Origin of the sequence: Streptomyces coeruleorubidus, from assembly GCF_028885415.1 — a bacterium.
Classification (GTDB): Bacteria; Actinomycetota; Actinomycetes; order Streptomycetales; family Streptomycetaceae; genus Streptomyces; species Streptomyces coeruleorubidus_A.
In genome coordinates, this window is the sequence record NZ_CP118527.1 from 3,447,408 (window position 1) to 3,464,543 (window position 17,136).

Below are 17,136 nucleotides of genomic sequence, written 5' to 3' on the forward strand. Positions count from 1 at the left end.
GCTGCATGGCACTGAACGCACAGGAAGCGAAGATGGCGCATCCGCGCATGGCAGCGGGTGCGCTCTTCTTTGATGCCGCAGGGCGGGTCCTCATGGTGGAACCCACGTACAAGGACTACTGGGAGATCCCCGGCGGGTACGTCGAGACCGGCGAGTCTCCGCTGCACGCGGCCGTCCGAGAGGTCCAGGAAGAGCTGGGGATCAAGCCGCCCATCGGGCGCCTGCTCGCGGTCGACTGGGCCCCGAACGAGGCCGAGGGCGACAAGGTGCTGTACCTGTTCGACGGCGGCCAGCTCAGCCAGGAGCACCTGGCGGCAATCGCCCTGCAGGCCGACGAGCTGAAGAGCTTCGCCTTTCTGTCCTCCGAGCAGATCACGGAGCGCACCATCCCGCGACTGGCCCGACGCATCCTCGCGGCGGCCGAGGCCAAGTCCGAGTCTGCCCCGGTTTACTTGGAGCATGGCCAGAGGCCGGAGAGCCGAGCTGCGTGATCGCACAGGACTGACCGCAGTGCGGTAAGAATTTCCCTACATCCATCAAGAGCCCGCGCACGGCGCGGGCGCGCGCCGCCTCTGCGGCGCGGCCTGCCTCCTGTCTGCGCCCCGGCTGGCCGCGCCCGGCGGCGCGCTCGGCGGCTGCGGGCAGGAAGTGGGAGACACCCTCTGTGGCTGGGGCGGTCGGCTCCACGGCTTTAGGCAGCCACTTTGGGGCGAGCCTCTAAGATCATGGCCCCAACGTCGTGCTTTAACGGGCAGGTCCACAGACTGCCCGACGCGCCGGAAGCTTACGGGGCCATGATCACTCGCCCCAAAGCAGCTCCAGCCCAAAGCCGCTCCACCGACCTGGTGCGCGCTAGGCTCAGCAGGCGAACGCACCGGATTCGGAGGCATGTATGAGCCAAGTTATGCAGTTACTCGAGTGTCCACACTGTGATGAAGTATCCCTTTTTGACGAGTGGGTCATACATCGCGATGTGGCGCCAGACGAAGATGTCCATCCAGATGACTACAAACTCTGGGGTTGCCTGAAATGCAAACAACCCCAGCTCTGGAAAGCGTCCGACTCGGAGGAGCCTCAACGATTGTGGCCGCAGGTCGCCGCACTGGCTCAGGGCATCCCAGCGTCGATAGCGCGTGAGATGGTGGAAGCGCGTGCATGCTTCGATGCCAAGCTGTACACGGCTGCTGCCGTCATGGTCCGCCGTACGCTGGAAGGCATGTGCATCGAGCAGGGCACCCAGAAGAGAGCCCTCTTCCAGGCACTTCAGGAACTCCGCGATGACGGAAAGATCGAGGGCCGCCTCTTCGACTGGGCGCAGGCGCTGCGAGTACTAGGTAACCAAGGCGCGCACTTCAGCAAGGAATCGGTAAACCGGGAAGACGCAGCGGATGCGTTGTCCCTTGCTGAAGCTCTACTGAACTACATTTACGTCTTCACAGCCAAGTACGAGGAATTCCAAAACCGTAGGCAGTCGCCAGCAAACTGAGTTCTGACATCCACGGCTGACATCAACGACGCCGGACGGGTGCGCGTACATCAGCGACTCTGCCCGGCCGTCCCACCAGTCGCCGACCACAGCCGAAGCGGGGCCGGATCGAACTCCTAACGCGGTGGTCACACGGCAGCACCGCCGACGGCAGTGACGGCAGCGCTGACGGCAACGACGCCGGACGGCAGCGGCACTCGGTGAACCGTCGCGGTGCCAAGGGAAGACGATTAGACCGCCCCACCGAGGCTTGCCCGCATCTTCTAAGCGCTTGGCCGCAGGTTCGAGTCCTGCCGGGGGCGCAAGTCTCCGCCCTCCCTTTGGGGAGGGCTTTTTGCTGGTCAGGGCGCATGTCAGTCGATGCGACGCGCTCGGGGAGACACGGCAACGCTGTTCCGGGCCCACTCGGCCACCTGGGCGGGCGGGATCCCGTCGTTCAGCCGAACATGAGCGGCATCGCCGTGACGCGCTCGCCCGCGTCCAGCGCCGACTCTGGAGCTCCATCGCGGAGGAGAGCACGGACGATTGGGCGAAGCCAATGCAACGCGCGGCACAGGCCTGGGCCGAGCACCGGGCCTGCGAGCCCTGATCTCTAACCCGCCGTTGTGGCGGGTCGGCCCCTGTGTCGTCGAGGTTCAGTCTTCGTCGGGGCGGGGCTGGGGCGGGCCGAAGGGTTCGATCTTCGGGTTCGCGTACGGCCCCTGGGCACCGGGCGTGCCGTGGACGCGCTCGGCGACCGCCTCGGTGACGAGCAGGGCGTAGGTGCCGTTGTGCAGGTCGACGAGTCCGTAGTCGGTGTCGACCGCGTCGCGGCCGATGCCGAGCTGACGCAGGGCGTCCTCGAGCGTGGCTCCCGACGGGAGCGTGACCGTGATGAGGCTGGTTGGCTTGTCGGGAGCCATCGGTCTCTCCTGGGATGTGAAGCGGCTACCTGCGGATGCCGTGCCCGTTCTTGCTGCGGCGGCGAAGCGCATCCATGATCGCCGGTACGTTGATGATGCCGAACCCGTAGTCGTGGTCGAAGCCGGCGGCGCCGCGGTCGTCGGCCGTCCGCTGCAGCAGGATGCGAAGCTCGGCCGGCTTGATGACGTTGGCCGACCACTGCGTGCGTACGGCGGCGACCACGCCCGCGGCCACCGGACAGGCGGCCGAGGTCCCGGAGTCCGGTTCGCCCGCCCCGAAGGCGTGTGAGCCCTCGAAGTGGGTGTACGCGCAGATGTCCGGCTTGTTGGGATCGAGCCGGCCGGGGCCCTGCGAGGAGTAGCCGACCCGGTTGCCCCGGGTGTCGACACCACCGATGGACAGCGCACGCGGGTGCGAGTTGGCGCCGACGATGGGCCGGTCGGGGAACTCGCAGCGGCCGTCAGGGCAGTCCAGGCCGCAGTTGCCCGCCGCGAACAGGACGTCGGCGCCCGCGCTCTCCAGCGCGGTCACCATCAGGTTGAAGGGGTGGCCGGGGTTGTCCGAGTAGTTCCCAGGGTGGCTGGGCGGGAAGTCCCACCGGGGCGAGAAAGAACCCCAGCTGTTGCTGACGACCAGGGCCCGCTTGTCGTCGGGCATCGTCTCCAGCACGCTCCACAGGTGGGAGTAGGCCGCCACGGCGTCCGAGAGCAGCCCGCTCATGACCGTCGGGCCTTGCTGCTGCGAGAGCAGGACCGGCACGTCGATCAGCGTCGCCTTCGGTGCGGCGATGAGGGCGTCGAAGGCGCACATGGTGCCGTGGTCGACCGGGAACTGGCCCGGCTTGCCGGTCACTCCGGGCGGGTTCCAGCTCCGTGCCGCGTCGACCGTGACAGGACGGTCCAGCTCGTTGCTCAGGTGCTGGGTGTTGATGCCGGTGTCGGTGATCGCCAGCGCGATACCGCTGCCGTCCAGGTCGTCCGCGCCGAGCTCGGCGAGGAGGTTCTTCACGTCCTGCCAGTTCCCGACCGGTCCGTCCCCGGGACACGTGGGCGACGTCTGGATGACCGGGTCGGCGGAGACGCCGACGATCTGCGAGCGGCTGAGGGCCAGCATGGAGAGCCGGCTGGCGGCGTCGTAGTCGTGGATCTCTCCACGGACCAGGACGGTGGCGTCTTCCGGCCGCATGGAGAACCGGAGCGGCTGGGTCAGGGACAGCGGGTCCCCTTCGGCCGTGGACGGCACCGGCCTGGGCAGCGCCACCGGTGTGAACGACTGGTCCAGCTCGACGCCGGGCATCGACCCGGCGACATCCTGAGTGGTCGCGGTGAGCTGGGGGTTGGCGACGGCCTCAACGACGTCACGGTCGGGCTTCATCTGGATGAGGACACGCATGGTTCTCCTTGATGTGGGACGGAAATCCAGCGCACGCGAGCGGCGTTTCGTCCACGGCGGCTCGCGGAGGGTGCGGCTGGGTGGGGAGCCGTTGAGAGGCGATGGGTGGCCTCCCTGCGACCTGCCCTCGACCGGCGGATCGGCCGATGCCGAGCGCGCGGTGGGCAGATGCGGATCAGGCGCCGTTGCCCATATTCACCGCGCAAATGCGGCACCGCACCTTGAGACCCCCGAATGGCCTACAGGCGCCCCGTCCCTCCACCCTTCAACTGCTGACCAGCACACCCTCTGCCCGGTCAGCCGGCCAAGGCGCACAGGAAGGCTCATGCCGCGCATCTCGCTGCGGGGCTGAAGAAGCGGAGCCCGTACGGTGTGGCCCTTGCGGGGAGCAACCGCAGCGGCCCGCGAGACGAACGGGCCCCCGAAGGCCTCGGCGCATTCTTCGGAAACCTCCTCGTGCGCCCGGAGCAGCCGGTGCCGAGTGGGCGACGCATCGGCGGGCAATCGAGCTCGGTCCAAGGGCCTCGGCCTGTCCGCGTTCGGGAACGGGAGGCCGATCGATGAGGCGCCCAACACCGGAAGAGAAGCAGGTCAGCAGCGGGTGCGGCTTCGCGGGTGCGGATGACCCCCTGGTGAAGTCGGTGGGTGTCCGGCTGGAGACGACTTCGGCGGCTGCGGGCAACCGGCCTGACTTCGCTGGTCCGTTGGCTCTGTGGGTGGTGACGGCGGCGAGGATCGCCGCGAGAATCCGGTGCCCCCGCCGAACGCGGGACCTCGTCCTCTCAGCAGTTCTCCCACCGCGAGTCGTGCGCCGCCGCACCGGCTGCGCTCGCCGGCGGTGCCGGACTCGTTGCCTCTCGGTAAAGTGCCTGCTCACGAGCGCGCCCCGGGGCCTCGGAGCGGCGTAGAGTGAAGCGAACGGGAGTACTTCGCGCACCGGCCGCCGTGTCGGTGTCGTTCCCGGCGAGCAACAAGGCCGGCCTCCGGGAGGAGGCCGGGGACAGGTCCGCATCATGACCGCGACCATCGAACCTACGATCATCAAAGAGCGCCTGCCTTCGGCGTCGGCCAGGCTGTCCCTGGCCCCGACCGGCTCGGTTCCAGCTCTCCTGGACGGCGCCTGGTGGCCGCGCTCCCGTGATCTCCTCCGGGAGATCCCCACCCTGACGAACGCGCTGGACGCGCGCTGGGGCCGGATCACCCACGTCACCGTGAACCCGGCCCACTGGCCCGTCATCCCGCGCAAGGTCCCCGTCACGGGGCACACGGTGCATGTCGGCTGGTTCGCCGACGAGCAGGACCCGAACAAAGTGATCCTCCTCTCCTACACGGTGGGCCGCCTGGACCTGCTGGTGATCCCTCCGGAGACGGAGCCGGCCGCCGCCGCCCGGCTGATGGCAGCAGCAACCGTTCCGGGAGGTATCCGCACCGCCAGCGGTCTCATGGCCGACGAGGCCACCGGCCACGACGGGACGGAGGCTCGGAGCCGGGAAGAGGCATGGGAGACCGACGGCGGAGCCGCGATTGGGATCTTGAGTTCCGCCCTGAGGATGAGTTCCGCCCTGAGGAGGTGAGGATGTGGAGACAGCCGTCACCGTCGCGGTGATCATCTTTGTGATCATCGCGGGAATGTTCCTGATCCACCGGCTCAACGCACAGCATGACGAAAGGATCAGGGCGTTCCGCTACAGCGATGCCCTACCGGGAATCGGTCGGCGGAACCGCAAGAGCCCGCGTGCGACCGCGCCGAAGGGTCCGCCTGCCGATGCCGCACGCCGTGAGCCTCGAGAGGGGGGCCGCTGATGACGCTATGAAGCGTTTCGGTCAGCGCCGGCACGAGAGGCAGGCGACCATGGCGACACTGCACGAGCGGCAGCAGTACCGCGAGGCGATCATGAAGAGCCTGTACGAGGCCATCGAAGGCAACCGCCTCCTCGGCCTCACCGGGGCGCGGCTGCGCGAGGACCTCGCCATGCCCGAGGAGGACCTGGCCGCCGCCTGCACGTACTTGGCGGCCGAGGGACTGATCCAGGTCGACTGGGCGCGAGGAAACACACCCACGATGGTCACACTGACGCACAAAGGGATCCAGCTCATGGAGACCGAGGAGAAGGACGGCGACTGACACGGCACGGGCCGCCCTCAGGGCTCCGGTCGGTCACATGGCGGCCATGTCCTCCCATATGACTGAAATGACGTTCCGGGCATACCCTGGTGAGTGGGTCCGCGCACTCTCACGTGCAACGACCCGGAAGGGCGGCCCCGGTGTGTATACGCCGGGGCCGTTGCGTCACCGGCACATGCCACCGGGAGAACGTGTGATCCACTCGGCCGGTCTCCGCGAGTGACGCGACTGCGTCGTCGATCATTGGGCAAGCACGGCGGGAAGAGTGCGGGGGTGCCGCACGGAAGCGACCGGGGTCGCGCGGCCATACGACAATCGCCGACGGTGTGGGGGCGAAAATCGCCGGGCCGGCGACCCGGGATGTGCCGGGCGTCCCTGCGATGGGCGGTGGGTTCGCCCACGGCGTGAGGGCCATGCGTGAACGTATGCCCGGTGCCGGCGGGAAGTCCGTCGCCAGCGGGGTGAAGGTCGAGGTCGGCGAGGTACAGACCGCGGTCGACCTGGAGATCGTCGTCGAGTACGAGCGGCGGCTCGAGTAATCGCTTGCCGGAGCCGAAGCGAGCAAGGAGCGCGCGATGGGTACGGCCGCGGTTGGCGCCGACGGAAGTGAGCCGACGCCGGCGTCCAGGAGCGGCCCGTTCGGCCTCCTCGGGGAGTAGCGTGAATTCATCGGGAGCATCTCGCACACCGGCTCCGATGCCGGTGTCGTTCCCAGTGAGCAACGACACCGGGCAGCTGCGCTCGCGCAGAGGTCCGGAGACGGGTTCGCGCGATGTCCGCGACCACCTCTCCTCCCCCGCTACGGGCCGTTCCCTTCAGGGCCCCGACCGCGCGCCTCGCGCTGAAACCCGTGAGTCCGTCACCAGGGCACGTCGAGCTGGACGGCGCCTGGTGGCCTCGGTCACGTGACCTGACGCACGAACTCTCCGCTCTGGCGGACGTACTGGATCCGCTGTGGGGACGGATCACCCATATCGCCGTCAACCCGCGCTACTGGCCGACACTCCCGCGCAAGATCTTCGTCAACGGCCATGCGGTGGAGGTCGGTTGGTTCACGTCGGAGCAGGATCCGCACAAGATCCTGCTGCTGTCTTACACCGCGGGCCGCTGGGACCTCCTGGTGATCCCCCCGGAGACGGGCGCCCCCTCGGCCGCCCGGCTGATGGCCGCCGCGAGCGCGAACACCGGCCCGCCGACGACCGCGGCCGCCATCGTGGCGGCGGAACAGGTCGGCGAAACCTCCTCGTCGTGCGAGGCCACCACCGGCCGGCCCGGCCGACTGATGGGGGGGTGTGACGGTCCTCGTCGCCGAACCCGGCCGTCGGTGCCCTGATGATTCGCCGGGCAGTCCGTGGTGGGCCGGATCAGACGTGGCCACTTGCCGCGGCCGCCATGAGTGGTTCCGCGGCCTCCTCACTGGTGTCCGGAGGCGCGACCAGCAGTGCCGCCACGGTCCTGGGCAGTCGTACGACCTGGTCGAAGACGAGCATCCGGCCGGGTTTCGCGGACCACGTCGCCCCGTTGACGGTGACGCCCGTGATGCGGCCCCACGCGCGCGGCAATCCAGCGAGCAGCCAGGGGAATTGCAGTGTGGTGTGTCGCGGTCGGCGAGGAGGTCGGTGGCGTACCGGTCGGCGGGTGTGCGGTCGTTGCGGAACAGCCAGCCCACGTGCGCGTGCAGCAGCCCGCGCAGCCGGCCTCGCAGATGGGTGCCGTAGCGGTACGGGGGGGTGCGGGTCGCCCGGCCGGTCGGTGAAGGCGTGGTGGCGGCGGTGGGTGGCGACCCAGCCGATGACGTCGCTCTGGAAACTCATTGACCCGGCCACCGCGAGCGCGATGCGCACGGGGCGGGCGGGCCGGATCGGACACCGGCATACGACGTGCCCTCGCCTTCTCCACCGTACTCCCGCACGCTCCGAGACGAGGCGGGCCGGATCGCGTGGCCACCGCGTTGACAGGGACCGTGGCCGGACGTTGACTGGCAGCACGGTGCAGAGCCATGCCACCCCGGAACACACGGCGAAGCATTCCGCCTTCCCGCCTCGCCCAGACCCCGCGAGAACCCACCTACCCGACAACAGCGAGGCCGGCCATGACCGTTTCACGGGCCATCAGTAACCAGGCGCAGACGATGAAGGGCAGGATCACGGAAGAACTCGGCCGGGTCACCCGCAACAGGCGACTGCAACGCCGAGGCAGGACCGACCGGGTCTCCGGAAGCCTGAAGCAGGCCGCGGAGAAAGCCAAGGGCGCCTTCAGGCGTAGTGGAAGCGGCCCCCGATGATGTACGACCAGACGCGCGCCCAGCAGCCCTCTGGCCAAACCCCGGGTCCGGCCGCGCGCCGCAGCCCGGGCCCGGAGCCGTTGCTCCCGTCGGACGAACAGGACAAGATCGTCCAGTCCCTCCGGCACGCCCTCAACACCTTCGCCGACACTCCGCTCGAGGCGCTGGAAGAGGCCGAGAGCGCCTTTGACGAAGCCACCGCCCAGCTCGTGAACGCCCTCGCGGAACGGCGGCGTCTCCTGCGCGCCGGCTGGCAGGACCAGGATCCGGAGGCACAGTCCGACGGACTCCGGCTCGCGCTGAGGCAGTACCGGGAGATCATCCAGCGACTGCTCCACATCTAGGCGGCCACTACTCCGCGCCGCAGGGGAGCGCGGAGTAGTGTGGACAGTACCGAGGGCATTTCGCACACCGGCTTCCACGCCGGGTCGTTCTCGGGGAACGATGAAACCCGGGCTGCCGCAGAGGCGGCCCGGAGACGGGTCCGCATCATGTCGGCGACCTTGGTTCCACCCCTGCCGCACCTCGAGCCCGTCGCAGCCCCGGCCGCGCGTCTCGCCCTGAAGACCGACGGCACCTCCCGTGGACTCCTGGACGGTGCCTGGTGGCCCCGCTCCCGGGATCTGCTGAGCGAGCTTCCGGCACTGACCGACGTATTGGACCCCTTGTGGGGCCGCATCACCCGCATCGCCGTCAACCCGGAGCACTGGCCGGTCGTCCCCCGCAAGGTTCCCGTGGACGGCCACATCGTCAAGATCGGCTGGTTCACCCGGGAAATCGACCCGCACAAGCTGCTGCTGCTCTCCTACGGCACCGGCCGTTGGGACCTGCTGGTCATCCCTCCGGAGACCGGAGCGGCGTCGGCGGCCCGTCTGATGGCTGCCGCGTCCGACTACGACGGCCCGCCGCTGACCGCGAGCGCGCTCATCGCCGCGGACGAGGCCCGGCACAGCGTCTCCACGACCGAGGGGCCACTGGACCCGGACGAGGCATGGGAGTACGAGGGCGGCGCCTCCGCGGTGGCCGCGGCCGTTCCGGAGCAGACCGGTCCGCCCAGCCGGACCGGTCGTCTGATCACCGGTATGTGAGGTGGCCGCCATGAACGCCTTCCTGACAGTCGCTGCCTTCATAGTTCTCATCGCAGCGGGCGCATACGTGATCCACCGGCTCAACATCCAGCACGCCGACAGAATCGCCGTGCGCCGGTACAGCGCCGCCCTGCCCGGCCGCCGCGGCCGCGGCACCCCGCAGCCCCCGGTGGAACCGGACCGGTCCGAGTCGCCGACCACCGGCGACGGCGGGACCACCGCGACGGGGGCCGCGGCCGGTTCCCGCCGCGCCGCCGCAGCCGTACGACTCACCACAGATGACCCGGCGGTTTCCGTCGCCGGGCCATTGACTGTGCGAGGGGCACGACCGGGGCGGGCGAGCACTGATCACCCTGGCCGGTGAGATCGACCGTCGGAGGCCTACCGGCACGCCAGACGTGCCGACATCGGCCTGTCCGACGGTCGTCCGTCAACTCGGAGGCCCGACCACCTTGCCCGTCGGCTTCGGCGGTGAAGAGCCCCGGATCAGCCAGCAAACGCTCCAACGCGGCGACCGAGTGCTGTGCTTCACCGACGGCCTGATCGAGGAGCACGAAGCCGGCGAAGAACAATTCGGCGAAGAACAACTCATCTACTGGGTCAACCGCATCGAACACACGGAGAAGGGAGTACGAGCGGTGGTGCGCTCACTCTCCCACGCCCTGAAGCAGCAACGGGGAGGCCGCACCACCGACGACGCGACCCTCTTTCCTCGGCCTTCCGTTCGGCCACCTGCCACCTCCTCTCGGCGACACCCCGGCCGCGCCCCGTCCAGCCCCGCCGCACCGGTCTGCCCCGCTGGCGCCTGTTCTCTCTGGTGATGTGCGATGACGGCCGAACCACGGCGAGGGCAGTCACTGATTGACCATCAGGCATCGCCCGGCGCCACCCTGGTGGACCGGGCCGATCGCCAGACCCTCGCTGCGCTCCGCTCCTGGGGGTGGCTGCTGGAGGGCCTTGTCACGATGCCTGGAGGCGGTGGCACCCGTGGGGTCTGACGGGCGGTCGGCCCGCATTCGGATGCTGGTGGCCGAGCAGGCGGTCCGACGAGGTGCCCGTGTGAGTGTGGTGGACGTATGCACCGCGGCCGTGGCCACGCTGCCGGTCGGCGGGGCCGGGCTGTCGGCGATGTCCAAGGCCGCGGCGAGCCATCCGTGTTCGCCGACGCGGCCCTGGAAGCCGGAGCCCGCGCGGTGTTCTCGCTCCCCTGCAGAAAGGGGGTGATCCCGACGCTCCTCCTGCTCGACACGAGGATCGACGAGGCGGGCGCGCCGACCGACGAGCCGACCGGCGCCGATGCCGGACCGCGGCTTCGAGGACTTTGGCGCATACCGAGCGGAGGTCGACCAGGCCAGCGGGATGCTCACGGTTCAGCTCGGAGTCGGCATCGAAGAAGCCTTCGTCCGGCTCCGCGTCTGTGCCTATGTGCAGGGACGCCGGCTCGCGGACGTGGCCGCCGACGTGGTGGCCCGTGGGCTTCGTTTCAACCTGACGTTCGGTCCCAGCCGAGGAACGTGCCGTACTTCCCGCCCCTTCGGGCAAGGACTAGTCTCAATCGAGGGTGCCCACGATGGACCAACGGCTTCTGGCCAAGACCTTCGTCGAGCTGGCCGACAATCTGGTCGCCGACTTCGACCTCATCGACTTCCTGCGCCTGCTGACCGACCGCTGCGTCAGCATGCTCGACGCGAGCGCCGCCGGGGTGCTGCTCGCCGACCGGGACGGCAAACTCCGCGTCATGGCCGCCTCCGACGAACAGGTCCGCCTGCTGGAGCTCTTCCAGCTCCAGAACGACGAAGGCCCCTGCCTCGAGTGCTTCCGCACCGGTGTACCGGTGATCGTCCCCGACCTCGGTACGGCGACCGCCCGCTGGCCGCGCTTCGCGGTGGCGGCTCGGCGCAGCGGGTTCGGGGCGGTCCAGGCCCTGCCCATGCGTTTGCGGGACGAGACCGTCGGCGCCCTGAACCTCTTCCGCACCGCCCCCGGCCCCTTCGACCCGGCCGCCACACCTGTCGCCCAGGCCCTGGCCGACGTCGCCACCATCAGCCTGCTGCAACAACGCACCGCTCAGCGCAGCACGGTGCTCAACGAACAGCTGCAGACGGCGCTGAACAGCCGGGTACTGATCGAACAGGCCAAGGGGAAGCTAGCCGAACGCCAGGACATCGACATGGAGCAGGCGTTCACCGCGTTGCGCGGCTACGCCCGCGCCCACAACCGGCGCCTGGCCGATGTGGCCCGCGCCCTCATCGACGGTTCCGAACCCCTCACCGGCCTGGGGCCCTGACCCACGCCTTGCCGGCGCCCGTTACTGCTCTGTGCCTGCAGAAGGGGTGAGCCCACAGCTCCCGGCTCCCGCTGTATCGGTTCCGGGAGCGACTTCCCCTCCCAGGCGGCGACCGGGACCCCGGCCGCAGCCGAACGCAACCCGTGGCTACCCGGCCACTTCACGGATCACCTGCGGTGTTCGCGGTCCCGACGGTCCTCGCGCCGCCAGCGCGCCCGGTTCTGACGGCTGTAGCGGCGGTCCCAGCGTTCCTGGCGGTTCCGGCGCTCCCGGTAGTCCCGGTAGTCGCCGAGACCGGAACTGCCGCTGGGGCTCCGGCCGCCGCCACGATCGCGGCCGTGTCGGGTGGCGGCATAGACCAGCACAGCCGCGGCCACCCACCAGATGGGACTGAGGAAGCCGAAGCCGAACAGGACCGCGATGAGGATGAGGAGCAGGACGAACACGGTGGGCCTCCCCGGGAGCAGGACACAGCATCGATACCGGGGACTGGGGCCTCACCCCACAGCGTAGTCCTGTCCAAGGGTTGCGGATAGCGTGCGACGTAAGCGCGTGTAGAGGCCCGCGGATCCGAAAAGGAACCCGGGCCGGCAGCGATGACGAACTCGCGGCCCGAGCGAAATGACCAGTTGCGGGGAGGCATTTCATCTGCGCCGTTTCAGTGCGTGTGCCATGCGTGGGAGTTCCTCGTACAGCAGCCGGCCGACCAGCGCCCCGCCGAAGACGACGACGCCCACGCCGACCAGCCAGGACTGGATGACCAGGACTGTTCCGACAGGTCCGAAGGTGACGACGTTGGTTGCGATCAGCGGCGAGAAGACGAGCCTGGAGAAGACCCTCAGGCCGATCAGCCCGATCACGGTGGCCACGGCGCCGGGCAACAGGGCACGCCAGCGGATCCTCCCGCCGAGCAGCAGGCGCTGGGACCACCACAGCAACAGGACGGCACTCAGCGACGCGACGGCCACACCTGCCAGGGGTTCACGCCGCAGCGTGGTGGTGGCGGAGACGTAGAGATATCCGGTGAGGACGCTGAGCCACACCACGTGCCGCCATCTGGCCCACCAGCGTGCCGACGGCAGGCCCCAGACCTTCTCATAGCCGGTCTGCACCGCCGCCCCGAAGCTCAGACCGAACACGGCAAGGGCGGCGATACCGAACGCGGTCGTGGTCCGCAGGGCCTGGCCGGGCCGGGTGAACAACTGCTCGACCTGCAGCCTGGCGGCCTTCGACACACCGAGCCCTTCTCCCAGCCACTGCGCGAACCCCCGCCCGTGCCCGGGATCGGCAGAGGAGACAATGATCAGCAGTGGCACCAGCGTGAGAAACCCCAGCGCGGCAAAGCCCAGCGAACGCGACCACAGCTCGATGTCCCTGCTCCGCCGCCATCCGCGCCCGATGGGAGAACGGCTGATCACGCGGTGCAGCGGCCCGAACCGAGAGGTACGGTCCGCGGCGCCGGAAGGCTTCATCGGCATGCCTGTCGACTACCACGTTCGGAACCCTTGCCGCGCGAGGGCGCGACGCAGAGATTCCCGGATAGCCTGGAAGAACAATGGCCTACCGGGCTCAGCAGGCTGCAACTGCCCGCAGGGGGCGGCTCGTACTGGCCCGGATCAACGGCTCAGGAGGCAGGCCATGATCCATTCAGCCGATATCCGCGAGTGGCGCAACCGCAGCGTCGTCGACCCGAAGGGCCACAAGATCGGCGTGCTCGAAGCGGTCTACGTCGACACCGCCACCGACGAACCGGCCATGGCCACGGTCCGCACCGGACTCCCCACCCGCCACCACCTGGCCTTCGTCCCCCTCGACGAGGCGACCCTCGGACCGGACTACGTCAAGGTCTCCTACACCAAGACGCTGGTGAAGAAGGCACCCTCGGTCGGCATGGACGACATCCTGCCCGCCGAGTCGGAGGAAGCGATCTTCCAGCACTACGACATGCCCTACCAGACGGGCGCAGGCGGCGAGCGGCAGCTCGCGCGCCGCTGATCGCCCGCTCAGCCACCCAAGAGAGGTGGACGCGTCATGGCCTTCTTGCTCTTTCTCGTTCTGGTCGCCGTCGTGCTCGGAGTCATCGGAGTGGCGGCGGAGGGGCTGGGCTACCTACTGATCATCGGCATCGTGATCCTCGTAGCTGCGCTGGGCCTCATCGCCGTCCGCTGGTCCCAGCGCACCGGTCACCGCCCCCTCCGATGACGAACGGCACCCCGTAGTCCGAACGAACGGCCGGCACGGCACTCACCGGATCGTCAGAGTGTCGAGGTACGACCGCACGTTGCGGGCGGTCTCGGCCACACTGTCACCGCCGAACTTCTCCCCCACCGCGTCCGCCAGCACCAGCGCCACCATCGCCTCCGCGACGATCCCCGCCGCCGGGACCGCGCACACATCCGAGCGCTGGTGGTGGGCGGCCTCCGGCTCACCCGTGGTGACATCCACCGTCTTCAGCGCCCGCGGCACCGTCGCGATCGGCTTCATCGCCGCCCGCACCCGCAGCAGCTCACCCGTGGACAGCCCGCCCTCGGTGCCGCCGGAACGGCCGGAGACGCGCCGGATGCCCTCCGGCGTGCCCACGATCTCGTCGTGCGCCTCGGAGCCCGGCACCCGCGCCAGCTCGAAGCCGTCGCCGACCTCGACTCCCTTGATCGCCTGGATGCCCATCAGCGCGGCGGCCAGGCGGGCGTCCAGGCGGCGGTCCCAGTGCACGTGCGCACCGAGGCCGACCGGCACCCCGTACGCCAGCACCTCGACCACGCCGCCGAGCGTGTCGCCGTCCTTGTGCGCCTGGTCGATCTCCGCGACCATCGCCTTCGACGCGTCCGCGTCCAGGCAGCGCACCGGGTCCGCGTCCAGCTTCTCCACGTCCGCGGGCGTCGGGTACACGCCGTACGGCGCCTTCGCTGCCGCCAGCTCCACCACATGCGAGACGACCTCGATGCCCGCCGTCTCCTTCAGGTACGACCGCGCCACCGCGCCCAGCGCCACCCGGGCCGCCGTCTCCCGCGCGGACGCCCGCTCCAGGATCGGACGGGCCTCCCCGAAGCCGTACTTCTGCATGCCCGCCAGATCCGCATGACCAGGCCGCGGGCGGGTCAGCGGCGCATTGCGGGCCAGACCCGCCAGCACCTCCGCATCCACCGGGTCGGCCGCCATCACCTGTTCCCACTTGGGCCACTCGGTGTTGCCCACCATGATCGCGACCGGGGAGCCGAGGGTGCGGCCGTGCCGGACGCCGCCGAGGAAGGTGACCTCGTCGCGCTCGAACTTCATCCGCGCACCGCGGCCGTAACCCAACCGCCGCCTCGCCAGGTGGTCCGCCACCATCTCCGTGGTGACCGGCACACCGGCCGGGAGGCCCTCCAGCGTCCCCACGAGTGCGGGACCGTGGGACTCCCCCGCGGTCAGCCAGCGCAACCTGCTCAACGGTGCTCCTCGATCAACTCGCCTGCTGGAATGGGGCATTTGGGCGACAGATAGGAGGGGCAGCGATCCTGGATCCGTCCGCCGGCGGCCGAACCGATCCTCACCGTCCCCAACCTCCGAGTGGGAAGTGCTCCCAGGCGTAACGAGTTCGGCAACTGCGAGGCCTGCCCGTCGATCGGGCACGTGAACTGCGGCGCCTCCACGTCCCGCATCGCGGGTTCGGGCGCACGGGTGTGGCGCCCGGCGAAGGCGAGGCGGAACAGCGGCGCGAGGCGCAACACGTGACCGCCGTTGTGTACCACGGGCTTGACCAGGTGGAATGCCGCCAGCAACTCCACCGACCGCTCGATGGACGGCACCGATCGGTGCAGTCGGCGGGCAAGGTACTCAACGGTGACGTCGGCTTGTTCCGCCCTGCCCATCTCGTTCACCACTTCCCGGGCACTGGTCGGCAGCCGTTCGACGGACTCGGCGAGGTACTGGCGCACGTCGAGATGCGGGCTGCTCAGCTCCTCCAACCGCTGGTGACCGTCTTCCAGCCGGGCGGCGAAGTCCGCGAGGCTGCGGTCGGGCCAGACGGCGATCCGGCTTCCCACGGCGTGGATGGCCGTGGGCAGGCCCTCGCATCTGGACACGATGGCAGCCGCCGCTGCCGGCTCTCGCGCCGTCCTTTCCTCGCCGACCACTTGTGCCAGCAGCCGCCTCCCCTCGGCTTCGGGCATCGGCCCCAGCTCGACGGACGTCACCGAGCCGGGCAGGCCGGCCATCCGGCAGCGCGAGGTGACGATCACCGCGTTTCCCGAACCGGCCGGCAGCAAGGGCTGGATCTGGTCCTCGTCGGCCGCGTCATCCAGCAGCAGGAGGAAGCGCCGCCCGGCCGCCCAGCCCCGGAACATACGCGCGAGGTCGTCAGTGCGCTCCGGCAACGAACGCTTGTCGTACCCGGCGGCGACGAGTAGTCCGTTGAGCGCATCGGCGGGGTGCTGTGCCGTTCCGTCCTCCGTGTGCAAGCGAGCTTTCAACTGCCCGTCGGGGAAGTGCGCACGCAGCCGATGCGCCACCTGCAGTGCCACTTCGGTCTTCCCCACGCCCGGGCCGCCGGTCACCGTCACGATTCGCACGTGCGAGTCGGCTCCGGTGCCCCGCACGGCACGTTCGACCCGCTCCAGTTCGTTCCGACGCCCGACGAAGACACCGATGGCCGCGGGCAACTGGAACGGAGGGCTTGAGCCGACAGCCGGCTCCGCAGCCCTGTCCTGTGGCTGCGCGGGTATCCGTTCGTCGCGTCCGGCCAGTACCACGCGCTGGAGTTCCTGCAAGCGCTCGGAGGGTTCCAGCCCCAACTGCTCGGTCATGGCCCTGCGCAGCCGGGCGTAGGCGGACAGAGCTTCGTCGCGCTGTCCGCAGCGCTTCGCCGCCGTCATCAGCTGGGCACAGAACTCCTCGTGCACAGGGTGGCGATAGGTCAGCTCCCTGACCTCTTCCAGGAGCGACTGGTGCCTGCCCTGGGCGAGGTCCGCCGCGATGCGCTGTTCGAGTGCTCTTATCCTGAGGTCCTCCAGCCTCGTGGCCTCGGCGGCCAGGACCGGACCAGTCTCCACGTCCTCCAGTGCCGCTCCGCGCCACAGCTCCAGGCCGCGGCGCAACGCCATGGCTCCCTCGTTCGCCTGGCCGCGCGCGAGCGCCTCCCGCCCCTCACACAACCGCTCCTGGAAGTCCCGCAGGTCCAACTGGCCGCCCTCCAGCCGGAGTCGGTATCCGTGCGAATGGGTCTCCACCAGATCCCCGTTCAGGCGAGCACTGCCTTCGCCGCTCAGGGCCTTGCGTAACTGATAGATGTACGTCTGGACGGTCTTGCGTGCCCTTTTGGGCGGCCGTTCGCCCCACAGCTCGTCGATCAGCAGGTCCATGGGGACGACACGGTCCGCATGAGTGAGCAGCACTGCGAGAACCCGGCGAGCCATGGGCGCACTGGGCGTCCGCAACTCCCCGTTCACGCGTATCTCCATCGGTCCCAGCAGGGAAAAATGCAGCATCACAACGTCCTTACCGGTCATTGACTTCGGTTTGCACGACGGTGGCGGACGGCGGGCTGGTGCCCGCGGCGAGCCAGGCCGTCGACGACGGACCCGCTACGTCAAC

The 17,136-nt window shown here is 69.4% G+C and carries 19 protein-coding genes and 3 pseudogenes; 14 read left to right on the plus strand and 8 right to left on the minus strand.

What is annotated here, in order from left to right:
• Positions 1-5 precede the first annotated feature (5 nt).
• The gene (locus PV963_RS15970; RefSeq protein WP_274816400.1) at positions 6-491 is read left to right on the plus strand and encodes an NUDIX domain-containing protein; all 486 of its coding nucleotides are present in this window, start codon (positions 6-8) and stop codon (positions 489-491) included.
• 413 nt (positions 492-904) lie between these two features.
• Complete coding sequence (locus PV963_RS15975; RefSeq protein WP_274816401.1) at positions 905-1,486, plus strand: DUF4145 domain-containing protein; 582 nt, start codon at positions 905-907, stop codon at positions 1,484-1,486.
• Between the two features lie 635 nt (positions 1,487-2,121).
• Here PV963_RS15975 and PV963_RS15980 read toward each other — a convergent pair.
• On the minus strand, positions 2,122-2,388 hold the full coding sequence (locus PV963_RS15980; RefSeq protein ID WP_184592807.1) for a hypothetical protein: 267 nt from the start codon (positions 2,386-2,388) through the stop codon (positions 2,122-2,124).
• Between the two features lie 25 nt (positions 2,389-2,413).
• Entirely contained in the window at positions 2,414-3,781 is a 1,368-nt protein-coding gene (locus PV963_RS15985) for a S8 family serine peptidase (protein WP_274816402.1), read from the minus strand.
• Between the two features lie 1,013 nt (positions 3,782-4,794).
• Here PV963_RS15985 and PV963_RS15990 point away from each other — a divergent pair.
• The 5 genes from PV963_RS15990 to PV963_RS16010 all read left to right on the plus strand — a co-directional run bounded on the left by PV963_RS15990 (position 4,795) and on the right by PV963_RS16010 (position 7,239).
• Positions 4,795-5,355, plus strand: coding sequence for a DUF5994 family protein (locus PV963_RS15990; RefSeq protein ID WP_274816403.1), 561 nt, complete (start codon positions 4,795-4,797; stop codon positions 5,353-5,355).
• A 4-nt stretch (positions 5,356-5,359) separates the two neighbouring features.
• Positions 5,360-5,584, plus strand: a complete 225-nt coding sequence (locus tag PV963_RS15995; protein ID WP_274816404.1) for a hypothetical protein — start codon at positions 5,360-5,362, stop codon at positions 5,582-5,584.
• A gap of 49 nt (positions 5,585-5,633) precedes the next feature.
• A complete protein-coding gene (locus PV963_RS16000; RefSeq protein WP_274816405.1) occupies positions 5,634-5,906 on the plus strand; it encodes a hypothetical protein in 273 nt (90 codons plus the stop codon).
• 326 nt (positions 5,907-6,232) lie between these two features.
• Positions 6,233-6,445: an Asp23/Gls24 family envelope stress response protein gene (locus PV963_RS16005; protein ID WP_425540906.1), complete on the plus strand. Its 213-nt coding sequence runs from the start codon at positions 6,233-6,235 to the stop codon at positions 6,443-6,445.
• 233 nt (positions 6,446-6,678) lie between these two features.
• Positions 6,679-7,239 (plus strand): DUF5994 family protein, encoded by a 561-nt coding sequence (locus tag PV963_RS16010; protein WP_274816406.1) that lies wholly within the window; start codon positions 6,679-6,681, stop codon positions 7,237-7,239.
• A gap of 31 nt (positions 7,240-7,270) precedes the next feature.
• On the opposite strand, the gene PV963_RS16015 is transcribed toward PV963_RS16010, so the two are convergent.
• Positions 7,271-7,468 carry a hypothetical protein gene (locus PV963_RS16015; protein WP_274816407.1) on the minus strand — a complete coding sequence of 66 codons (198 nt, stop codon included), beginning with the start codon at positions 7,466-7,468 and terminating at the stop codon, positions 7,271-7,273.
• A 35-nt stretch (positions 7,469-7,503) separates the two neighbouring features.
• Positions 7,504-7,765, minus strand: a pseudogene (locus PV963_RS43610) (acyl-CoA desaturase); the annotation flags it as partial.
• 421 nt (positions 7,766-8,186) lie between these two features.
• On the opposite strand from PV963_RS43610, the gene PV963_RS16020 reads away from it, so the two are divergent.
• The 5 genes and pseudogenes from PV963_RS16020 (at position 8,187) to PV963_RS16045 (ending at position 11,565) form a co-directional block, all read left to right on the plus strand.
• Entirely contained in the window at positions 8,187-8,534 is a 348-nt protein-coding gene (locus tag PV963_RS16020) for a hypothetical protein (RefSeq protein WP_274816408.1), read from the plus strand.
• 39 nt (positions 8,535-8,573) lie between these two features.
• Entirely contained in the window at positions 8,574-9,278 is a 705-nt protein-coding gene (locus tag PV963_RS16025; protein ID WP_274816409.1) for a DUF5994 family protein, read from the plus strand.
• A gap of 422 nt (positions 9,279-9,700) precedes the next feature.
• Positions 9,701-9,985, plus strand: a pseudogene (locus PV963_RS16035) (SpoIIE family protein phosphatase); the annotation flags it as partial.
• A gap of 589 nt (positions 9,986-10,574) precedes the next feature.
• A pseudogene (locus PV963_RS16040) lies at positions 10,575-10,733 on the plus strand (ANTAR domain-containing protein); the annotation flags it as partial.
• 115 nt (positions 10,734-10,848) lie between these two features.
• Positions 10,849-11,565 (plus strand): GAF and ANTAR domain-containing protein, encoded by a 717-nt coding sequence (locus PV963_RS16045; RefSeq protein WP_274816410.1) that lies wholly within the window; start codon positions 10,849-10,851, stop codon positions 11,563-11,565.
• Positions 11,566-11,732: 167 nt separating this feature from the next.
• Here the strand turns inward: PV963_RS16045 and PV963_RS16050 are convergent, their stop codons facing one another.
• Both PV963_RS16050 and PV963_RS16055 read right to left on the minus strand, forming a co-directional pair.
• Positions 11,733-12,011 (minus strand): hypothetical protein, encoded by a 279-nt coding sequence (locus PV963_RS16050; protein WP_274816411.1) that lies wholly within the window; start codon positions 12,009-12,011, stop codon positions 11,733-11,735.
• 198 nt (positions 12,012-12,209) lie between these two features.
• A complete protein-coding gene (locus PV963_RS16055) occupies positions 12,210-13,043 on the minus strand; it encodes a ribonuclease BN (protein ID WP_274816412.1) in 834 nt (277 codons plus the stop codon).
• A 160-nt stretch (positions 13,044-13,203) separates the two neighbouring features.
• On the opposite strand from PV963_RS16055, the gene PV963_RS16060 reads away from it, so the two are divergent.
• Positions 13,204-13,560 (plus strand): PRC-barrel domain-containing protein, encoded by a 357-nt coding sequence (locus tag PV963_RS16060; protein WP_274816413.1) that lies wholly within the window; start codon positions 13,204-13,206, stop codon positions 13,558-13,560.
• Positions 13,561-13,596: 36 nt separating this feature from the next.
• Positions 13,597-13,767, plus strand: coding sequence for a hypothetical protein (locus tag PV963_RS16065; protein ID WP_274816414.1), 171 nt, complete (start codon positions 13,597-13,599; stop codon positions 13,765-13,767).
• Between the two features lie 42 nt (positions 13,768-13,809).
• Here the strand turns inward: PV963_RS16065 and aroC are convergent, their stop codons facing one another.
• On the minus strand, positions 13,810-14,994 hold the full coding sequence (gene aroC, locus PV963_RS16070) for a chorismate synthase (protein WP_274816415.1): 1,185 nt from the start codon (positions 14,992-14,994) through the stop codon (positions 13,810-13,812).
• On the minus strand, positions 14,991-16,904 hold the full coding sequence (locus tag PV963_RS16075; protein WP_425540907.1) for a BTAD domain-containing putative transcriptional regulator: 1,914 nt from the start codon (positions 16,902-16,904) through the stop codon (positions 14,991-14,993). Before PV963_RS16075 ends, aroC begins: the two co-directional genes overlap by 4 nt.
• Positions 16,905-17,136 lie beyond the last annotated feature (232 nt).

Bases quoted from the DNA above. Each gene is read 5' to 3' on its own strand.
- PV963_RS15980 (WP_184592807.1), bottom strand. From the start codon at position 2,388: ATGGCTCCCGACAAGCCAACCAGCCTCATCACGGTCACGCTCCCGTCG.
- PV963_RS15970 (WP_274816400.1), top strand. From the start codon at position 6: ATGGCACTGAACGCACAGGAAGCGAAGATGGCGCATCCGCGCATGGCA.
- PV963_RS15990 (WP_274816403.1), top strand. From the start codon at position 4,795: ATGACCGCGACCATCGAACCTACGATCATCAAAGAGCGCCTGCCTTCG.
- PV963_RS16045 (WP_274816410.1), top strand. From the start codon at position 10,849: ATGGACCAACGGCTTCTGGCCAAGACCTTCGTCGAGCTGGCCGACAAT.
- PV963_RS16010 (WP_274816406.1), top strand. From the start codon at position 6,679: ATGTCCGCGACCACCTCTCCTCCCCCGCTACGGGCCGTTCCCTTCAGG.
- PV963_RS16075 (WP_425540907.1), bottom strand. From the start codon at position 16,904: ATGGACCTGCTGATCGACGAGCTGTGGGGCGAACGGCCGCCCAAAAGG.
- PV963_RS16060 (WP_274816413.1), top strand. From the start codon at position 13,204: ATGATCCATTCAGCCGATATCCGCGAGTGGCGCAACCGCAGCGTCGTC.
- PV963_RS16055 (WP_274816412.1), bottom strand. From the start codon at position 13,043: ATGCCGATGAAGCCTTCCGGCGCCGCGGACCGTACCTCTCGGTTCGGG.
- PV963_RS16020 (WP_274816408.1), top strand. From the start codon at position 8,187: ATGATGTACGACCAGACGCGCGCCCAGCAGCCCTCTGGCCAAACCCCG.
- PV963_RS15975 (WP_274816401.1), top strand. From the start codon at position 905: ATGCAGTTACTCGAGTGTCCACACTGTGATGAAGTATCCCTTTTTGAC.
- PV963_RS16000 (WP_274816405.1), top strand. From the start codon at position 5,634: ATGGCGACACTGCACGAGCGGCAGCAGTACCGCGAGGCGATCATGAAG.
- PV963_RS15985 (WP_274816402.1), bottom strand. From the start codon at position 3,781: ATGCGTGTCCTCATCCAGATGAAGCCCGACCGTGACGTCGTTGAGGCC.
- PV963_RS16065 (WP_274816414.1), top strand. From the start codon at position 13,597: ATGGCCTTCTTGCTCTTTCTCGTTCTGGTCGCCGTCGTGCTCGGAGTC.